Here is an 18,541-nt window from a genome sequence, read left to right as displayed (position 1 = left end):
CAATCTATGCTGATTTTAAAAAATGCAACGGTTGTTGAATTTCAGCCCCCTGCCATTCATAGCGGCTGGGATATCGTAATTGACGGAACGGAAATTATTGCAGCCGGCACAGGAGTGGCCGCCAGCTATACTGCCGACCGTGTGCTCGATGTGGGCGGTGCTGTAGTTATGCCCGGCATTGTCTGCAGCCACAACCATTTCTACTCCGGCTTAGCCCGGGGTATTATGGCCAATATTAAGCCCTCTCCCGACTTTGTTTCTGTGCTCAGCAACCTCTGGTGGCGACTGGACCGGGCCATCGATGAAGAAATACTCTATTACAGCGGGATGGTCTGCTCCTTAGAGGCCATCAAGTGCGGTACTACGGCAGTCATCGATCATCATGCATCGCCTGCCTTTATTGAAGGCTCCTTAAAGGTATTGAAGCAAGCCTTTACAGAAACAGGACTCCGGGGTATTACCTGCTACGAAACAACTGACCGTAACGGCGGGTTGGCCGAAGTGGAAGCCTGCGTACGGGAGAATATTGAGTTCGCTCAGCTTTGTGATAAAGACAAAGCAGCAGGCGGCAGCGCTTACTTAGTAGAGGCGATGATTGGCGGCCATGCACCGGTGACCCTTCCGGATGATGCGCTCCGTCTGATGGGTGAGGCAGTGCGGCTGACCGGACGCGGTGCCCACATCCATGTTGCCGAAGACCGCTATGACGTTTCTTATTCTCACCACATCTACGGCAAAGACATTATGGAAAGACTGGCAGGCTTTGGCCTCTTAACGGATAAGGCCCTATTTGCTCACGGACTGTATCTGTCTGACCAGGATATTACCATGATCAACCAGCATAATGCCTACCTGGTGCACAATGCCCGTTCTAACATGAATAACAACGTCGGCTACAATCACAAAATTCCTCAATATACCAACTTTGCTTTAGGGACTGACGGCATGGGCAGCGATATGCTGGAAGAGTTTAAATTTGCCTACTTTAAGCACAAAGACGAAGGCGGTCCTTTATGGCCCGACAGCTTCCTCAAGTTCCTGTATAACGGCAACGATCTTCTGTCACGCAGCTTCGGCGCCCAATTCGGTAAAATCGCAGCAGGCTACAAAGCAGATTTGACCGTACTTGCCTATGATGCTCCTACTCCGTTACTGCCGGGTAATATTGGCGGCCATATCGCTTTTGGCCTCGATAGCCGGGACGTACAGTCTGTCATCATTAACGGCCAGATCGTTCTGGAAAATGGTCAATTCCCCTTTGATGTTAAACCTATTTACGAAAAAGCCCGCAAAGCTGCTGCACGCTTGTGGGAGAACATGGATAAACTTCCGTAAGAAACAGGGGGCTGCCTCAGTTAATAACTGAAGCAGCCCCATATATTTTTATTTTGCTCTTATTTATTGCTGCAGGATATACGATTATATAGATGGGAGAATATGCTATACTTTACTATAACCAGCTCCGGTCACAGCTTCAATTTAAAAAGGATGGTGATTTTATGAATTTATCAAAGTCTGCAGTTATTTTATTTACAATGTTCCTACTTCTTTACACTGCATCCGCAGCAGATGCAAAAGCAACTACACCACCCGTCAGATTTCAGGATATAATCTACGATAATGCCATGATCAGCCAGTTTGACACACAAACCTTAAAATATGAAAAAGATCCTTACCGGGACGAAATATTGCTAAATGTATGGGTTAAGACACCGATTGACCCTTCTGATCAAACCTATACGCTGTATAACTATTTAGTAAAAACCAATACCCGGGAAGTGATGACAATCAATCGAATTGATTTTGATGCTTCCAGTCGTATGCTTCAGAATATGTCTAACAAATATAATCCTGCTCTGTGGACTACAGTGCTCCCGGAAACACTTACCGAAAAGTGGTATACTGCCGTAACAGCATACGCGAAAAAAAATAACAAGAGACTACAACAAGAATATACCCGTACTACTACTACCAAAGAAAGAAGGTCCCAGCCTGTGCTTGGTCCTTTCAACCACATCTTCGATATGGTCAGTGGCAACGGCTAAGGGGAGAAGTAATTCATGGTAAAGAAAATCAGTTTATGTTCGCTCATCGTTTTTTTACTGCTCCTCTCACTTTCTTCCCTCACTTTTGCCAAACAAACGCAAAAAATAATTCCCGGCCTCGGTATCCTGACTATTCCGGCAGGCATCGAGCTAGTGAAGACCTCCGAAAAAGAAACAGGTTATAACCTGCTTGTTAATGACAACGGTATTTGGCGGACGGCTAAGCTATTTTTCACCTCCGCAGTACCTGACGTAAACCGGAGTGACCTCGAGGAAAACAGCGAAACATTGGATTCCGTACTTAGCGAAGCTGCTGCTAAACTGCAGAATGCGCCTAATGCCAGGTTATTGGAGAATAGCCCGCTAAACAAAGCGGCCTTTGCCAATGAACCACTTGTGATCAAATATACAAAAGTATATAATGACATGCGCGTTCTGCGGACAGACTGCTATATCCTCAACGGCGCAGACAAACGGCTGAGATTGTTCGTTGTAATCTATGATGACGGCAACAGCGAGTATTGGAAGCAGACGATTCCCCGAATGATTGCCGATATTCAGCATTGACATATAAAAGGCGGACCTAATACATTTAGGTCCGCCTTTTATGTCAATTCGAAAAAACTATTCCGTAGATTTACACTTCTGATTTCCAGAGACCATGGATATTACAGTATGCATATACAGTGCCTTTGCCCGTATAAGGGAATGTGGCCACCGGCTCCATGCCGGGTTTTAAGTAAACAAATTCATCCCGATTGTCCGTTGCTACGGCAACCCAGTAAGTATAATGCTCTGGAAGCATTTTATGTGGTGAAGCACCTACAGAAACCTGCAGAGTATTGTCTTCTTTAACGGCAACCGGGATATGCTTCTCTTCTGACGCTTCTGTTACATTGGCCTCCAGTATAGCCATTTGCTTGTCACAACAAGTGAGCTTGCCACCATTATCGGTAATTAAGCCAGCTATATTCCCACAGTGTTCACATTGATAGAAAACCATTTGTCTGCCTCCCTGCTATTTAATGATAACTCTGCCGGCCTGTAATAGTATTCGATAAAACAATCTTTTTAATATTTACTATTATATTATCATGATTATCTTTTTCTAGACAAGCTAATGTTTTGCCGCAGACTCGCGGGGACGGTTCTGTTGAGTCACATTGTTTTTCTACTTATGCCCTGGCAACTACACTTTGACTTATTCCAGTTAATCTTGCTATTTGCCGTGTTGATATTCCTTGGATTGTTTTGATTTCTCTTAGTAGTGCATCTCTTTGTGATCTCTGCATTGTCTGTATTTCTACTGCTGTTTTCACGTTAGCCGATTTTTTGATAAGCGCTTTTACCTCTTCATCTCTTAATGTTATTTGTTCTTCATACTCGAGACATTTATCATTTTCTGCGGTGTCATTCATAAACTCAATATATCTTTTACGTGCTTTCTCTTTATTATTCGAAAGCATCCCTAATATATATTCAGAGTCGATCAGTCGACTCGTATTGTTATATTCACAATAACTACTGCTCCAATAATCGGCTATATCATTCACTATACCAGCCTTTACTGGATTCTGATGTATATACCGTAAGACCACTAGCAGATAAGCCTCATCTTCAACAGGCTCACTTTGAAATCGATCTTGAAACAAGTGTCCGCATCGATTATATTTGCGATTATACCAGGCTACATAACGCACTTCTATTCTTTTCATGATAACCCCAATATCTTCTTTACTTTCCCGGATTAGTAAATGGACGTGGTTATCCATAAGACAATATCCATAGAACTCATAACCACATACAGTTTTGTAGTGACTCAAGCATTCTAAAAATTTTAATTTATCTTCGCTATCCTCAAATATTATCTGCCTATTAATACCGCGTAATAGTATATGATAAATTCCACTTTCGCTTTTTTCCCGCGCTTGTCTTGCCATAACTATCACCTCAGGTATATTTTAGCATTTAATATTATTAGACTCAAGAGAACCGTCCCCGTGAGTCTAAAAAGAGCAGACTGCTAATTCGCAATCTGCTCTTAATAAGCCAAGGATGATATTGAGATTCTGAATATGTAATTACCAATTCATAACCTCTACCGCAGCGAACCAAACGTAATTTCGCCTGCCTGGACATACAGCGAAACAAATTGCAAGGTATCCTTAAGAGTCTTTACTGCTGAACCAATCGCCATTTTTGTGCCTGGATAAATAGTACCGGAAGCGCGTATCCTGCCAGGCTTTAAGGAGCAAAGAATCATTTCAATATTGGCAATGCGCTGACGCATTCCTTCCATACTTTCTATTACAGCCTTGAATTGTGCCTCCGTTTTTTTATGCATTTCCTGTTTCGCACCAGAAAGCTGCTGGCTGTCGAGGCTGCAAAGATATGCCAGCGACAATTTTAATTCTTCATAAAGCAGCTGATCTTTGCGTATTTTTTCGCGCAAGTTCAGCAATTCTTCTTTCAGGAACGGGTTTACGGCCACTTCCAGCTCAGTAACAATACCGGATTTGTTACCGACAGTGGCAGCCAGGATGACTTCTCCGGCTGATATCCTTCCGCCCCGGATGAGTCCCCGCTTGCCTTCGACAATAACCCTGCTGCCGGCGGATAGCGTGCTGTTCATTACGGCATCGCTGACAACAATCTCTTCATCTGCGTATACAGCAGCATTTTCGATAAAATTGGCTACGATACGTTCGCGAGCCTTGATAACACCGCGATTCATTCCCTGGATGCCTTTGTGGACAACAATACTGGCTGCTTCTACCGTACCGCCGCAAATGCTGTCACAGACCTCGACGTTTCCACCTGCCTTTATACTAAATCCCGGCTGAATGCACCCCCGTACCAGTACACTGCCTTTAAACTCAATATTACCAGTATTGTAGTCAACATCGCCATCAATTACGATGACCGGCAGTACATTGATCCTTTTATCAAGAAAGATGTGCAGGTGACCGTTAATAGCGGCATAAAGCCGCCAATCATCAACAACAATCACATTTTTGCCAATTGGCATGGGCTTATCTTTTCCCCGCTTCGCCGGGAGAGGCTTACCATATACGTCTATGCCCTCCGTCCCTGCCGTAGCAGGAATTTTTTCTACTAGCAGCTGCCCTTCTTCTACACAGAGAAAACAGTTGATTTCTTTAAAATCAACCCGTCCATCCTCCAGTTCCTCCGGGCGGCCTTGCAGGTCAGGATCAACATAGAATTTGAGATAAGCACTGTCTCCCTCACGCGCTGGAATACCACGGGCAATGACAATATTTGCTGCATTACGGGTCTCTGTCAGTGCTTCAAGAGCCCCTTCGTCAATGCCGAAGACAACCCCCGCAGCTTCAAGCTTATCCAGAATTTGATCCTTCGTAACACTGGGAGAATCAGGAGGAACAACTATAGTAACTCTTGCCTCCAGACGATTTAGTCCTACCTTTACACGAATATGAGGGGTCAACTGAATTGCCGGTACCGAATTCATAATCAGTACCGGTGTGCCAGTCGCCTCTCTAATGATCCTGGATAGGAAATCACTGTCAAAATCCTGGAAATTTTGCTCAGCTAAATCTTTCATAATTGCAGTTTTAGACACTGGTGATCCAGCATTAACCGGCAGCCAAACACTGAGAAATACTCCTAAATCTGTTGCCGTGATCTGATACCGGCCATCCTCAGACGGCAAAGAGTTAATAATTTGCACCGGAGTCCCAGCAGCCTCTTTAATTACAATAGACAGGAAGTCTTTATCGAAATCCAGTAGATTCCGACTGGTCAAGTCCTGGATGATTGCCGCTCTAGTCACAGGTAAACCACCATTCACCTGCGGCCAGACACTGAGAAAAACAGCGGAATCGGTTGCCGTAATTTGATACCGCCCATCCTGGGATGGCAGAGAATTGACAAGCAGTACCGGGACTCCGAGAGCCTCCTTAATTACTTTAGCTACAAAATCACTATCAAAATTCAAAAGCTGCCGTTTAGTCATATCTTGAATAACTGCAGCCGTTGCTACCGGTAATCCACTGTTAACCGGCGGCCAAACACTAAGAAACACACCAGCATCCGTTACCGTAATCTGATACCGGCCATCTTGCGTCTTTTCATCCGCTGCGGTGATTGGATACCGGTTGTCCTGTCTCGTTGATAAAACTGTTCTATTCATGAAAACACCGCCTGGCTAATTCATGCCAATTACTATTTCAAAAGGCAGCTCATCGACTGCCATTTCAATGCCGATAAAATTATTATTGCAAACTTTAACCTTAGCCGTGGATTGCGACAACCTGGGAGGTTCACATCTAATGGCGACACCTTCCTGGCTAAGTGCATTTGCTGCATTTGAGGTAACCATATTCACCATCTCACAGATTGCACTTTGCGCAATATCATCTAACTGCGATACGGGCGTCCCCATCATAATAACTGACGATAAACCCTTCGCCGAATTTTCAGTCATATTAAAAACTACATTGCCGGAAACCTGATTAGTTAGTCCTACATTCACTGCAACACCCAGGCAGTCAATAAACTGGTTTTTCATTAGGACTTTTCCCCTAACCACATTTTTAAATCCCAATTGTGGTAGTATGTTTGACAACGCCGCAATAAAGGGGTTGACAATGCGAGCATCCATATACTACCTCCTTATATGTTTATCTCTGCGACTGAGAACCAGTCCCACACTAATTATTCGAAATAAATTTAGCCTTTTTTAATAGGACTTTTGTAGCTTTTCCATGAGTCAATAGTAGCTTCTTTATTTGAAATAAAAAAAGCTGGACCTAAAAATTGCTTTAGGCCCAGCTTTTACATTAGAACTTACATACCAGTCCGGCACCAATGCCTTTCAGCGTTGCCGTATCTCCATCATAGTATCGGTAGTTCACATTGAAATCTACGTTTTCAGTCATATTCCGGTTAACACCAACCTGCCAGTCCGTTCCGATTGAATTGGTTAGTACACTCGCATAACCCGTCATTTTTTCACCGAGTACAGTTGAGGCGCTAAGACCGGTAATAAACTTGTTCGTTGATATGTTATCAGAGCCAAGGTAGGTAACAGACGAGTTAGAGTCATAATTGCGGTTTCCGGCAATCAGTCTCACCTGATCAGACAGCTTATATTGCAGCGTCACATCGGTAAATCTCGCATCCATGCTCGATGTTATCCCGCTGTCAGTCGCCGATTTCTTCCCTTTAATCGTCTCTACCCCTACGATCACTTTATCTGAAAGAGCCGTCTCAACGAAGAAGCCGTTTGCATTGGCACTTCCCAGGTCAAGCGAATTATATTCTACGTTCGGATTCCAGTATATATAGCCTGCATTAGTTTCGCCTTTCTCAATATTGGTCACAGGTGCGGCCATCGCAACACCGGATAGAGCTAAAGATGCAGCAACAACCAGTAAACACTTTTTCATGATTTTTCCTCCTACATTATGATATTTCTATTTAGTGGGACCGGCTGATCAATAGTGCCGCTATATCCCGTATCGCCTTTTGATGGCGCTCTTTTTCCTGCTTTTGACGCTGATGCCAATCTTTTTTTGATTCGTGAGGGCGGCGTTTCATTTCTCGCTCATGTCGTTCGTTTTCTGCTTTTATTCTATGGTTCCGTTCCTGTTCTTGCCGATGCCTGTCGTCCCGCTGCTGCTGCTCAAACCGTTGCGAGCCGGGCTGAAATGGGGAGGCCTCAATCACAGAAACGCCTAAGCCGACTTGCATCAGACCAATCATGGAAAAAACCGTGACTTTTTTCATTATTTTATTCATAGCCATTCACCCCTTAAGAATGCGTAATTTTATGGATGTACAACCAGCTGACTGATTAGTCAACTGGTTGTACAAGAAGACCAGTTATCTTCCCTTTAGCGCAACCTATTTATGTAAGCGAACGACGATGCCGGTGATCAATCGACACCGATTCGTTGTTTTACCTGCTACGGTAAGTATAACTGCCTATTTTTAGATTTTTTTTAGAATAATATGGATATAAAATAAAAAACAGTGAAAATAGAACAAAGCCCTTACTGGCAGACAGTAAGAGCTTTACATGACTATGCTCGGCAATGATTAATGACACAAATCCTTTGGCTGCAGTTTGATGAACTGCAGCCAAAGGATTTGTTTTCCCTGTAACTACAGGAGATTCTTACGAAGCTCCTCAGGTGATTGGGGTGACAGAAAGCCTAGCGGTATATCAAAAATAGTATGCGCCCCCACCGCACCCTGCCGGCTTAAGCGGTAAGCAGCCCGGGCATAAGCCGTCAGCACACTGGCAGTAAATTCCGGATTGCTGTCCAATGTGAGTGCAAATTCTACTACATGTCCAACTCCGGGACTGGTTTGCCCGGTGCGGAAAACAATTCCTCCATGCGGGATTCCAGCGTGGCTGGACTGAAATTCGGCCTCAGATAAAAAGGTTACGGTAGTCTCGTAACCAACAAAATAATGAGGCATAGTTTTAATTGTCTTTTCAATGAAGGCAAGATCTGCCCCCGGTTCAGCCACAACATAACAGTCGCGGCTATGTGTTTCTTTTGCCGAATTGACTGTGTCCTTTCCTGACCGGACATCCTCAATGATTTCCTGCTTAGGAGCGGTATACTGTTTGGCATCTTTTACTCCGGGAATACGGCGAATGGCATCGGAATGTCCCTGACTAACTCCTTTTCCCCAGAAAGTATAGTCTTTCCCCTGAGGTAAAACAGCATTGCCAAGTAATCGGTTCAGTGAGAAAAGTCCCGGATCCCAGCCAATTGAGATTGTAGCTACTTTACCTGCTCCTTTGGCTGCAGTATCCATAGTTGTGAAATACTCAGGAATTTTGGCATGTGTGTCAAAGCTATCTACCGTATTAAATAAGGCTGAAAAACGGGGGCCTTGCTCAATAAGATCGGTAGCCGAACCGCCGCAGAGCAGCATAACATCGATCTTATCGCTGTATTTTTCCGCTTCATCCAGTAAAATTGCAGGAACTCCGCTTTGTGTTTTACTAAGCTTACGGCGCGAGAAAACTGCCACCAGCTCCATATCCGGGGTTTGGCTTACAGCAATTTCCGCTCCTTTTCCCAAGTTACCGTACCCAACAATTCCAATCCGTATTTTCTGCTTCATATACAGCCCTCCTGCTGATTGTAATATTGTAATTATCGTACCATAACAAGCCAGCAGTTTCAAATTGACAACAAACAAAAAGTCCCCGCCGGAGCGAGGACCAAAAGCGCTAACTAATCAAACATCCCAATCGCCGATAAAGAAGAACAGCAGAATAATAATGATAATGATGATGAACCAACTTCCGCCGCCAAAACATCCACGTGCATCATCAGCCATAAACAACGCCTCCTTATGTTACTATTGGTAAGGTACCTATGATATTCTATGTGAAGTAAAAGCCTTTGGTGATCAAAAAAATTACAGGCTAAGCTGTAAAGAATAATCTAAGGATAAATTCATGTTATAATAAATAAAAACGGCTAAGTTTAACTATTATCATTACTTACGATAAGGAGAAGAAAAATGGAAAACAGGAAACCGATTGCTATCTTGAACGGCGCCATCATTACAGCAGAAGGAGAATATTCCTGCCGCACCATCAAATTAGATGAAGCGAAAGATCTCATCCACTCTGCTCCGGCAATTATTTCGGCAGTGGGGCATCAGGCTACGGCAGAAGTACTGACTGATCTTCTGGGAACAGAGGTCGCATTAAATAGAATTGATTTTCATCAGGAAGCAGGCCAGCAAGCCCTTATTTTTAAGCTAAACAGCCGCCCGCCTGAAGGTGTTATTCTCTCCCGCGAAGAAATTGAAGAATTTGGTTATCAGTTTCAAGTGTTATCCAGGTACGCTTAGCAGTCCTGTTCACAAGAAAAAGAGTACTGTTCTGTAAAGAACAGTACTCTTTTTTTCTTGAATTCAGCACGATACGGGCACAATGGTCCTTGTATTGACATCTACCAGGCCATAGTCGGTCAATTTTAAATCAGGAATGACCGGCAGGCTGAGAAATGCCAGTGTCAAAAATGGATCAAATTCCGGTCTTACTCCCAGCTCACGAGCTTGGTCCAGTAACATTTCCAGTTCTTGATGAACTCTTTCGATAGGTTGATCAGACATTAGACCTGCAATTGGCAGCGCAAGCGATCCAATAATCTTACCCTCCACCGCAATTGCCAGGCCCCCTTGCATTCGCCTGATTTCTTCTACTGCCGCCAAAATATCCGCATCACAGGTACCGGCGGCAATCAGATTGTGCGCGTCATGGGCAACCGAGGAAGCAATCGCACCTGCTCTCAGCCCCAGACCGCGCAGCAGGCCCAAACCAATCCGTCCGGACTGATGATGCCGCTCAAAGACAGCCAGTTTAATAATATCCTGCTCTGGGTCTGGCAGGAACTGTCCGTCTTGCACCCGTACAACCATACGCTGTTCTTTTGTTACAATCTGTTGGGGGATTAGTTCAATAACCCGGGCATGAGAAGAACTGGCAGCGATCCGTAAGGCATCTGCAGCAATATCTGCCACCCTGACTGTGCTATAAACAGCTTGTGCTGCAGCAGGAGGCGGGCTAAATGACGCCTGACCATCACGGGCTGCCAGGCAGCCGTCTTTAAATACCAGCGAAGGCTGCCAGTTCTTAAGATCCGGAAAGGCGAGAATATCCGCGCGATAGCCCGGGGCAATAGCGCCCAGCTCATAAAGCCGGAAACATTCGGCTGCATTCAAGGTTGCCATTTGAATAGCAGTAGCCACTTCCAGTCCCGCTTGGATAGCTGTCTTTGCCATGTGATTAATATGGCCAAGCCGGATCAAATCTCCCGGATGGCGATCATCCGTAACAAAAAGGCAGCGCCGGGCGGTCGTAGCATTAAGAGCAGGCAATAAGTCAAGCAGATTATGGGCTGCGGTTCCTTCCCGCAGCATGACATACAGGCCTTGTGATAATCTCTCTATTGCCTCCTGGGGCGTAGTACACTCATGATCAGAATGAATACCCGCCGCCGCATAGGCTGTGAGATTTTTTCCAGTTAAGCCCGCACCATGTCCATCCACCAGCTTATGCTCCGCTGCTTTCAGCTTTGCCATAACTGCTTCATGGCACTCGACTACTCCCGGATAATCCATTAATTCGCCCAGACCTAATACAAGAGGGTGATCAAGCCACTCGGCCAAGTCGGCAGCAGCCAATGCAGCACCGGAGGTTTCGAGCAGCGTGGCCGGAACGCAGGAAGGCAGCATAAAATAGATATTCATAGGAAGGTCCGCGCAAGCATTCAGCATATACTGCAGGCCTCGTTTACCGGCGACATTGGCTATTTCATGGGGGTCAGCCACAACACTAGTTGTTCCCTGGGGCAAAGTGGCCCGGACAAACTCGGCAGGGCTGACCATAGCGCTTTCCACATGCACGTGTCCATCAATAAAACCAGGCGTCAGAATTAATCCCGTGCAGTCTATTTCCTTCAGTCCCGTATAACTGCCTACTCCTGCTACATAGCCTCCCACTATAGCAACATCTCCGCTGGCAAACTGTCCGGTAAAGACATTAAAGACCTGGCCGTTTTTCAGAACAAGGTCTGCGGCCTGCCGTCCCGCTGCCACTGCAATCAACGTTTCAATCGGCTTTTTGCTCATGAGTCCCCCTTGTTTATTTGTTTAATGAAGTCGCATATAGAAGTTAATCAGGAATGCTGCTGAAATAAGCCACATAAACAGGCTCACTTCTTTGGTGCGTCCAGCTAAAGTTTTTAAGAATGTATAACTAATAAAACCAAAAGCAAAGCCATTGGCGATGCTAAAAGTAAGGGGCATCATAATGATAGTCATAAAAGCAGGCAGACCATCCGTAATATCTTCAAACTCAACATGACGGATTGCACTAATCATTAGCGCTCCTACCAGCACTAATGCAGGTGCGGTAGCAAAGCCCGGCACCAGACCGATAAGCGGACTGAACACCAAAGCAACCAAAAAGAGTGCAGCAACAGTAACCGCAGTCAGTCCTGTTTTCCCGCCTTCGGCAATACCTGCTGCACTTTCCACATAAGAGGTAACTGTCGAAGTACCTACTGCGGCACTGATTAAGGTTCCTACCGCGTCAGTAGTTAACGCTTTATCGAGATTCTCTATGTTCCCTTTATCATCCATCAATTTTGCTTTGCTTGTCAAGCCAATTAAGGTTCCCATATTGTCAAAGAGCTCGACTATTGTAAAAGTAAAAATAATGGAGAAAATGCCATATGCCAAGGCGCCAGCAATATCAAGCTGCATAAAAGTAGGCGCCAGACTGGGCAATTGGAAACTCATAATATCATTGATGCCTTTCGGTACAGGAACAGCACCAAAAACCATACCTAATAAGGTAGTTGTCAAAATACCAATTAAAATTGCGCCTTTCACTTTTCTTGCAATCATGACGGCAGTAATAACCAGACCGATGCAGGCCAATAACGGTTCAATGGCTGTCAATTTGCCAACGGTAACAAAGGTTGCTTTGTCGGCAACAATAATGCCCGCGTTTTTCAAACCGATAAATGCAATAAAAAGTCCTATGCCAATTCCGATAGAGTATTTGAGATTCATAGGTACCGCTTTAATAATAGCCTGTCGTATGCCGCCTAGTGTCAAAATGAGAAAGAGCACTCCCGAAAAGAAAACGGCTCCCAGCGCAACTTGCCACGGCAAATGAAGTACTCCTACAACATAATAAGCAAAAAAAGCATTAAGCCCCATACCGGGCGCAACGGCCACAGGGAAATTAGCCCATAACCCCATCAGCAAGGTCGCACAGGCTGTAGAATAAATAGTTGCGGCAATAGCTGCCTCTTTGGGAATTCCCGCATCAGCAAGAATATTGGGATTAACAAAAATAATATACGCCAGCGCTACAAAAGTGGTTATCCCTGCCAATACCTCTGTCTTAACATCAGTACCTTTTTGCTTCAGTTTAAAGAGCTTTTCCAGCATACTTTCATTACTTGCCCCATTCAACTGCACATTGGTTTTCATTTTTCATCCCCCTTATGTCTTCTACCGTCCGTAAAGTTCCTTTCCCCTTTCCCTCCTAACATTCAGAATAGACCGAAGTAAAGCTACTACTAATATTGCAATATTCATGCCATTATCAGATTATTCCTTCTATTAATATCCCATTTTTTTACATTAGCTTAAAAACTGCTGTCTCAGGCCTGGATGGCCTGATTAATTTAGGTTGTCAGATGAAACTCATCACAAAATGCGTATCAGTATGAGATTCCTGTTCTCATACTGATACAAAAAAAGCCGACCTTCCTGCCGGAAAGATCAGCCTACTAGTTGCTATTATCTTATCACCTATGGATTTGCCTGAGCGTGACTCCGGCAGCCTGATAGCGGCGAAAAAACCGGGTGTGTGAAAGGGCTCCCACTAGCTTGCGCACGGGCCGGATACCCAACGCCATGTGCAGCAGCCGGTAAGTCACGGCAACGGCCAGCAGTATGTAAAGGTATTGAATGCTAAAGCCTGCCAGCGGCAGTTGTTCGAGCTCAATTGCAAAGCTTTTAGCCAGCCAATTGCCGGCATATACGGCAACAGGAATTGAAGTGAGATAAGTGAAAAGCAGAATCACCAAAGGGCTGACTTCAATTGCCTTTTGCGGACAATAATTCATACATGCCATGCAGCTGTCACAAGAATAAGACCAATACGGACGTCTTTCCTGACCTCCAGTCATGCGTATAGCCTGCTTAGGGCATATCTCCCGGCACAGTGAACAGCCATTGCACCTGTCGGAAGCAAAGAAAAGCTTAGCTAATACCAATTGTGCAAGAATTAGATACATCAGCGATATTTTTGCTAGAATCAAGCCGATTAGTACCTGTACCAGGCCATCAAAATGCTTGTTCCCAGCTAAAACTGTCTGCACACCCCTCTTTACCTTCGCCTCAGCCATACCGGTTATGACAGCTGCATTGTCCTTACTCAGCCCCCAGTGCACTGCCGTCCAATTGCTGGGCATGTCTACGCCCATTACTCCCCGGACGGTATAACCGCGCAGCCACAGCAGCAATGCAATCAGGTAGCCTGCCGTCCCCTCCAGACCGGGTATAAAGATGCCTTTTACCCGCACTCCGGCCCGGCTGGGCATGACAAGAGCATGGGTTTGTTTTCCCTGAGGCAGCTTCCACACATACTTCATCATCAGCCAGGGAGCAGTGAAGCCATGAGTAGGATAGGTAAATACCGCCAATGCCCCTTTCGGGATAGCAAGGCTCTGTTCACCGCTTTTGATCTGGTGTAACTCGGCGGGTATTGCATTTTCTCCCGCTATCCGGCAACTCCAGTCGGCAATCCGGTAGGAGTTGCCAGTGCCTGTCATAAAAAAGGCCGCCAATTTCTGATACACAGCAGTTACCCCTTTACAAGATACTCCCTCAGCTCTGCAACAGTATCGACAATGTGATTGGGCTCAGCTTGTTCCAGTTCTTCCCGGCTGCCATAGCCATAAGCAACACCGACAACATCAAGTCCGTTATGCTTGGCTCCCCGGATATCGTGCATACGATCTCCTACCATAATAATCTGACTGCGGTCATAATCCCCGAGCTCAGTCAGAACATATTCTATTACTTCATGCTTTTCTACCCGTGTTCCATCCAGGTTACTGCCCACAACGGACTGAAAGTAAGAATCCAGCTTAAAGTATTCCAGTATTTTTACAGAGTAAATCGTAGGCTTTGAAGTTGCTACAATTAAAGTTTTTCCTTGCTGGCGAAGCTCTTCCAACATCTCAGGAATACCTGAAAAAACAGCATTCTCATATAGTCCGGTTGTGGAAAAGCGCTCCCGGTAATACTCAATAGCCTGCTCAGCCTGCTCATCAGTCATATGATAGAACTCTTTAAACGAATAGGTGAGCGGCGGACCTATAAAGGGGATAAGTTTATCTAAGTCAGGTTCTTCAATCCCCATTTTTTGCAAAGCATATTGCACGCAAGTAGTAATCCCGATTTTCGGATCAGTTAACGTTCCATCCAAATCAAATAAAACAATTGTATACATTATTTCCCCTCCCGTACGACCCACCAGTCATACGCATCATATGGTTTCCGGCGCCGGAATAATTCCTGACGGTTGGCAATATAACTCTTCTTCACTTCTTCCAGCAGGCGGCCATGCTCAGCCATTCCCTCCTGGGAAAAGCGCCGGTGTCCGGTCTTTTCAAAAACGATTGTATATCCTTCACCATCCGCTTTTAGTTCACCGCCAGCATTGCACATACTACAGCGCACCTGACCGCTTGGCCGCACCTGCAGCATACTGCTGCCACATACTTGACAGGCAAGAACCGCCTCTGCTGCCGAAACCGGAGCTGCCGCCGGATCAATCAATTGATTGGCAAGCTTACGTGCTGTTGCCAGTATTTCCGGTTCAACTACTTCACCGGGACTGGCTGCCTGCACCTGCATATCGCCTACAACATCCAAATGCAGAAAGCGGGCAAAGTTATTAACCGCTTCGCGGGCGTAGCCATCCCAGCCGGGTATGCCGTAAACGGTAGCAGTAACACACTTTTTGCCACTGAATTCCCGGCTGTTGGCCATAACCGCAATCAACCTGTCTGTAATGGTTTTTATACTCGTGTGAGAGCCAAGAAAATAACAGGCAGATGCAAGTATAACAGCATCCGCTTCTTTAATACGCTCTAGTAAAAAAGCGAGATCATCGCTGATCATACAGTTTTTATCTTCCGGCAGACAGGCATAACATGCCTTGCAAGCCTCAATTTGCAGTGAGGGCAGATGAATCATTGCTTTATCAACTTCAGCGGGCAATGAAGCCAGCATCTCTTTGACCAGTATTTCCGAATTACCCAGCTTGCGCGGTGAAGCAACGAGACCGAGAACTTTCAAATCAACTACCTCCTTGTATCCCAATAACGATATAAGATTCGTCACTTTCCGCTCAATTGCCTGCTATTTTATGAATTTTTCCCTACAACTGCTTGGGGAGCAGCATAGGCTTTTCCTTTTTGTTGATTACCTTTTGTAATCATAACAACCGAGATTACAATGATCAGCGCCGCCAACGCAGCTTGCAGCGTCATCTGTTCACCAGCCAAGGCCCAGCCGAGGATAACCGCCACAATTGGATTTACATAAGCATAGGTAGAGGCAATTGTCGGATCAGCCGCCTTTAGCAGCCAGATGAATGCACTAAACCCAACAATGGAGCCAAAAAAGATTAAATAGCCTAGCGCCAGAGCCGATTGTAAGGAAATTGCCGTCACATCAAACCTTCCGCCCTCACCGGTAATCATACCAAACACTAGGCAGAAAAACCCGCCTGTCAGCATTTGCATGGCAATTGCCAGTAAAGGTGCCTCAGGCAGTTTCGCAATCCGTGAATATATTGAGCCGATTGCCCAGGAAAGGGAAGCAGCGACTAATACAGCATAACCAACCCAGGGAGTGGTTGTACCACTCAAATCGCTGCCACCTGAACTCTTTACAAGCAGAATAATTCCCATAAATCCAATTAACAAACCACTCATAACCATACCGTTAGGCCGGCTGCCCCCCTGCCACAGCCAGGCTATTAATGCCATCCATAAGGGAACAGTGGCAACAATAATGGCGGCAATACCGCTGGAAACCATTTGCTCGGCCCAAACGACTCCGCCATTGCCGCCTAGCAACAGCAAGCCGCCAACAATAGCGGCATTTTTCCACTGCGTAACCGTTGGACTCGGAATTCCCCTGTATACCTGCCAGGCATATACAATAGCACCGGCTGTCATAAACCGTATTCCGGCCATCATAAAAGGGGGCATTGTTTCTATGGCAAACTTCATTGCCAAATATGTGCCGCCCCAGAAAATATATACAGCAAGCAAACCTGCTGCGATTGGTAATGTCAAATTCATGGTAGTTCCTCCCTTAATTGACTATCATTTCAGTTGTTTCTTTCAATGTGGTTAATACGATAATTGTCTTTGTCGAGATATGGTCTTCTCTAAGGTTTTCCTTTAATAACCGGCTTAGTGCCTCCGTATTGCGCGTTCGCACCTTAATTAGATAACAATCGTCACCGGCAATGTTGTGAACTTCCTGTACTCCCGGTATTTTAACTAACCTGCCTTCAATATCGGTCGGCCCAATGACTTTGACTAATACAAACGCCAGCATATCCAAACCGACTAAATTCGGATTTAATTTAGCCTCGTAACCTTGTATAATGCCTTGCTCTTCAAGCTTCTTGATCCGGGTTAAGGTTACAGACGGTGCAAGATCAATCTGCCTGGCGATTTCAACATTTGTCATTCGGGCATTCTTTTGCAGCAGCGCAAGAATTTTTTTATCTTTCTGGTCCATCTAAATTCACCTCAAGGTTATTATAATTCTGTTCAATCCTATTTATCAATATTTAAATTCTGCTCATATTTCATATATTAGAATATTATTATTTTTAACATACTTTGAAAAGAATAATATTCTTAAATCGGCTATAAACTATTTTTTTATTGCACTTGCTATTGAACGAGCTAATTGTACTAAAATTTGCCCTTGCAGTCTTTCGGTATTTCACTTTGTAAAAAAGGGACTGTCCCCTTTTTATTTATAAAAAAACCGGCCTCTCCTAATGAGAAGCCGGAATTGATATTCTATTATTTAAAGTCTACTGAGAACAGGCAAGTAATGCCTTTTAGTTTATAATCTTCCTTCTTATGTAGCGAGTAAGCCGGTGCATCGAGATCAACATTCTTAAATTCCCGTTCTCCATAAGAGACATTGAAGTGGGCATCTTTTGCGATTTTATAGCTGACACCAGCTTCCCAGAACAGAACATCTTTGCCACCAAGGACTGCTGCAAATAAGGTTGCTTTTTCATTTAGCTTCCGATCAGCCATAAACCCTGCATGAAAGGAAGCAATCGTAGCTGGTGCTACCGTATTACCGTAGGAGAACTTATTTTGCACCCAACCGCCAACTGCCGATACATTCGGACTGATGCGGTGAATCACGTTAATTTCCTGATGAGTCGACTTGCCGTATGTATTTACAGTATGATTTAAAGAAGTAGAATAAGCACTAAAGTCTTCAGATTTAAATTTGCCACCTTTAAACTGTATAGCCCAATCGTCACCCAATCCTGCTGTAACGCCATACTTAAAGCCTGACTTACCGCCGGCTTCCCCCGTTACCTCACCAGAGCCATTAAACGTGGAATTCAGCGTACTGCCAAATTCTACTGTTACATGGCCTTTTTCGAAATCTGTTACCGGTGATGCATATACGGCAGTTACCCCTGCCATAAGTAAGCCGAAAACTGCTGCTGCTATCTTCTTTTTCACTCTTTTCCCCCTCAATCAAATAAAACAAATATAGTAGTGTCTTGACCAAGTTAAATCTTAGTTTAGCCAGCGTATCTTTTTTCGCACTGCTGCGTTGTCGTCGCCTTACATATTCCCGATATGCGCGGACTCCTCCGCCTTGCATTGCAA

The 18,541-nt window shown here is 45.0% G+C and carries 19 protein-coding genes; 4 read left to right on the top strand and 15 right to left on the bottom strand.

The annotated features are described in order from the left end of the window. Positions 1-6: 6 nt before the first annotated feature. From ssnA to RTR76_RS17790, 3 genes are all read left to right on the top strand, one after another. Positions 7-1,335, top strand: a complete 1,329-nt coding sequence (gene ssnA / locus RTR76_RS17800; RefSeq protein WP_312523306.1) for a putative aminohydrolase SsnA — start codon at positions 7-9, stop codon at positions 1,333-1,335. Between the two features lie 164 nt (positions 1,336-1,499). After that, positions 1,500-2,045: a hypothetical protein gene (locus tag RTR76_RS17795; RefSeq protein ID WP_312523304.1), complete on the top strand. Its 546-nt coding sequence runs from the start codon at positions 1,500-1,502 to the stop codon at positions 2,043-2,045. 15 nt (positions 2,046-2,060) lie between these two features. Beyond that, complete coding sequence (locus tag RTR76_RS17790) at positions 2,061-2,612, top strand: hypothetical protein (RefSeq protein ID WP_312523302.1); 552 nt, start codon at positions 2,061-2,063, stop codon at positions 2,610-2,612. 70 nt (positions 2,613-2,682) lie between these two features. Here the strand turns inward: RTR76_RS17790 and RTR76_RS17785 are convergent, their stop codons facing one another. The 7 genes from RTR76_RS17785 to RTR76_RS17755 all read right to left on the bottom strand — a co-directional run bounded on the left by RTR76_RS17785 (position 2,683) and on the right by RTR76_RS17755 (position 9,170). Beyond that, entirely contained in the window at positions 2,683-3,048 is a 366-nt protein-coding gene (locus RTR76_RS17785) for a desulfoferrodoxin family protein (RefSeq protein WP_312523301.1), read from the bottom strand. 172 nt (positions 3,049-3,220) lie between these two features. Next, the gene (locus RTR76_RS17780) at positions 3,221-3,985 is read right to left on the bottom strand and encodes a transposase (protein WP_312523300.1); all 765 of its coding nucleotides are present in this window, start codon (positions 3,983-3,985) and stop codon (positions 3,221-3,223) included. A 158-nt stretch (positions 3,986-4,143) separates the two neighbouring features. Further along, a complete protein-coding gene (locus tag RTR76_RS17775) occupies positions 4,144-6,216 on the bottom strand; it encodes a FapA family protein (protein WP_312523299.1) in 2,073 nt (690 codons plus the stop codon). Positions 6,217-6,231: 15 nt separating this feature from the next. Next, complete coding sequence (locus RTR76_RS17770) at positions 6,232-6,687, bottom strand: chemotaxis protein CheX (RefSeq protein WP_312523297.1); 456 nt, start codon at positions 6,685-6,687, stop codon at positions 6,232-6,234. Between the two features lie 178 nt (positions 6,688-6,865). After that, complete coding sequence (locus RTR76_RS17765; RefSeq protein WP_312523295.1) at positions 6,866-7,474, bottom strand: hypothetical protein; 609 nt, start codon at positions 7,472-7,474, stop codon at positions 6,866-6,868. A 31-nt stretch (positions 7,475-7,505) separates the two neighbouring features. Next, positions 7,506-7,826 carry a hypothetical protein gene (locus RTR76_RS17760; protein ID WP_312523294.1) on the bottom strand — a complete coding sequence of 107 codons (321 nt, stop codon included), beginning with the start codon at positions 7,824-7,826 and terminating at the stop codon, positions 7,506-7,508. Between the two features lie 366 nt (positions 7,827-8,192). After that, positions 8,193-9,170 carry a diaminopimelate dehydrogenase gene (locus tag RTR76_RS17755; RefSeq protein WP_312523292.1) on the bottom strand — a complete coding sequence of 326 codons (978 nt, stop codon included), beginning with the start codon at positions 9,168-9,170 and terminating at the stop codon, positions 8,193-8,195. A gap of 405 nt (positions 9,171-9,575) precedes the next feature. On the opposite strand from RTR76_RS17755, the gene RTR76_RS17750 reads away from it, so the two are divergent. After that, positions 9,576-9,911 (top strand): YddF family protein, encoded by a 336-nt coding sequence (locus RTR76_RS17750; RefSeq protein ID WP_312523285.1) that lies wholly within the window; start codon positions 9,576-9,578, stop codon positions 9,909-9,911. A 63-nt stretch (positions 9,912-9,974) separates the two neighbouring features. Here RTR76_RS17750 and ade read toward each other — a convergent pair whose 3' ends face one another. The 8 genes from ade to RTR76_RS17710 form a co-directional block, all read right to left on the bottom strand. Continuing rightward, positions 9,975-11,693 carry an adenine deaminase gene (gene ade, locus RTR76_RS17745; RefSeq protein WP_312523283.1) on the bottom strand — a complete coding sequence of 573 codons (1,719 nt, stop codon included), beginning with the start codon at positions 11,691-11,693 and terminating at the stop codon, positions 9,975-9,977. Positions 11,694-11,714: 21 nt separating this feature from the next. Next, complete coding sequence (locus tag RTR76_RS17740; protein WP_312523281.1) at positions 11,715-13,067, bottom strand: NCS2 family permease; 1,353 nt, start codon at positions 13,065-13,067, stop codon at positions 11,715-11,717. Between the two features lie 320 nt (positions 13,068-13,387). Next, positions 13,388-14,443: an EFR1 family ferrodoxin gene (locus RTR76_RS17735; RefSeq protein WP_312523279.1), complete on the bottom strand. Its 1,056-nt coding sequence runs from the start codon at positions 14,441-14,443 to the stop codon at positions 13,388-13,390. Between the two features lie 5 nt (positions 14,444-14,448). Then, on the bottom strand, positions 14,449-15,099 hold the full coding sequence (locus RTR76_RS17730; RefSeq protein WP_312523278.1) for an HAD family hydrolase: 651 nt from the start codon (positions 15,097-15,099) through the stop codon (positions 14,449-14,451). Continuing rightward, entirely contained in the window at positions 15,099-15,950 is an 852-nt protein-coding gene (locus RTR76_RS17725; protein ID WP_312523276.1) for a flavodoxin family protein, read from the bottom strand. Before RTR76_RS17725 ends, RTR76_RS17730 begins: the two co-directional genes overlap by 1 nt. Positions 15,951-16,018: 68 nt before the next feature. Continuing rightward, the gene (gene yedA / locus RTR76_RS17720; protein WP_312523275.1) at positions 16,019-16,963 is read right to left on the bottom strand and encodes a drug/metabolite exporter YedA; all 945 of its coding nucleotides are present in this window, start codon (positions 16,961-16,963) and stop codon (positions 16,019-16,021) included. 13 nt (positions 16,964-16,976) lie between these two features. After that, positions 16,977-17,411 carry an Lrp/AsnC family transcriptional regulator gene (locus RTR76_RS17715; RefSeq protein WP_312523273.1) on the bottom strand — a complete coding sequence of 145 codons (435 nt, stop codon included), beginning with the start codon at positions 17,409-17,411 and terminating at the stop codon, positions 16,977-16,979. Between the two features lie 293 nt (positions 17,412-17,704). Then, a complete protein-coding gene (locus RTR76_RS17710) occupies positions 17,705-18,391 on the bottom strand; it encodes a hypothetical protein (protein ID WP_312523271.1) in 687 nt (228 codons plus the stop codon). Positions 18,392-18,541 lie beyond the last annotated feature (150 nt).

Origin of the sequence: Anaerospora sp. (genome assembly GCF_032013335.1) — a bacterium.
In the GTDB taxonomy this organism is placed as follows: Bacteria; Bacillota; Negativicutes; order Sporomusales; family DSM-15969; genus Anaerospora.
The sequence above is the reverse complement of the archived record's forward strand: the minus strand, read 5'-3'. Positions and strand labels throughout refer to the sequence as shown.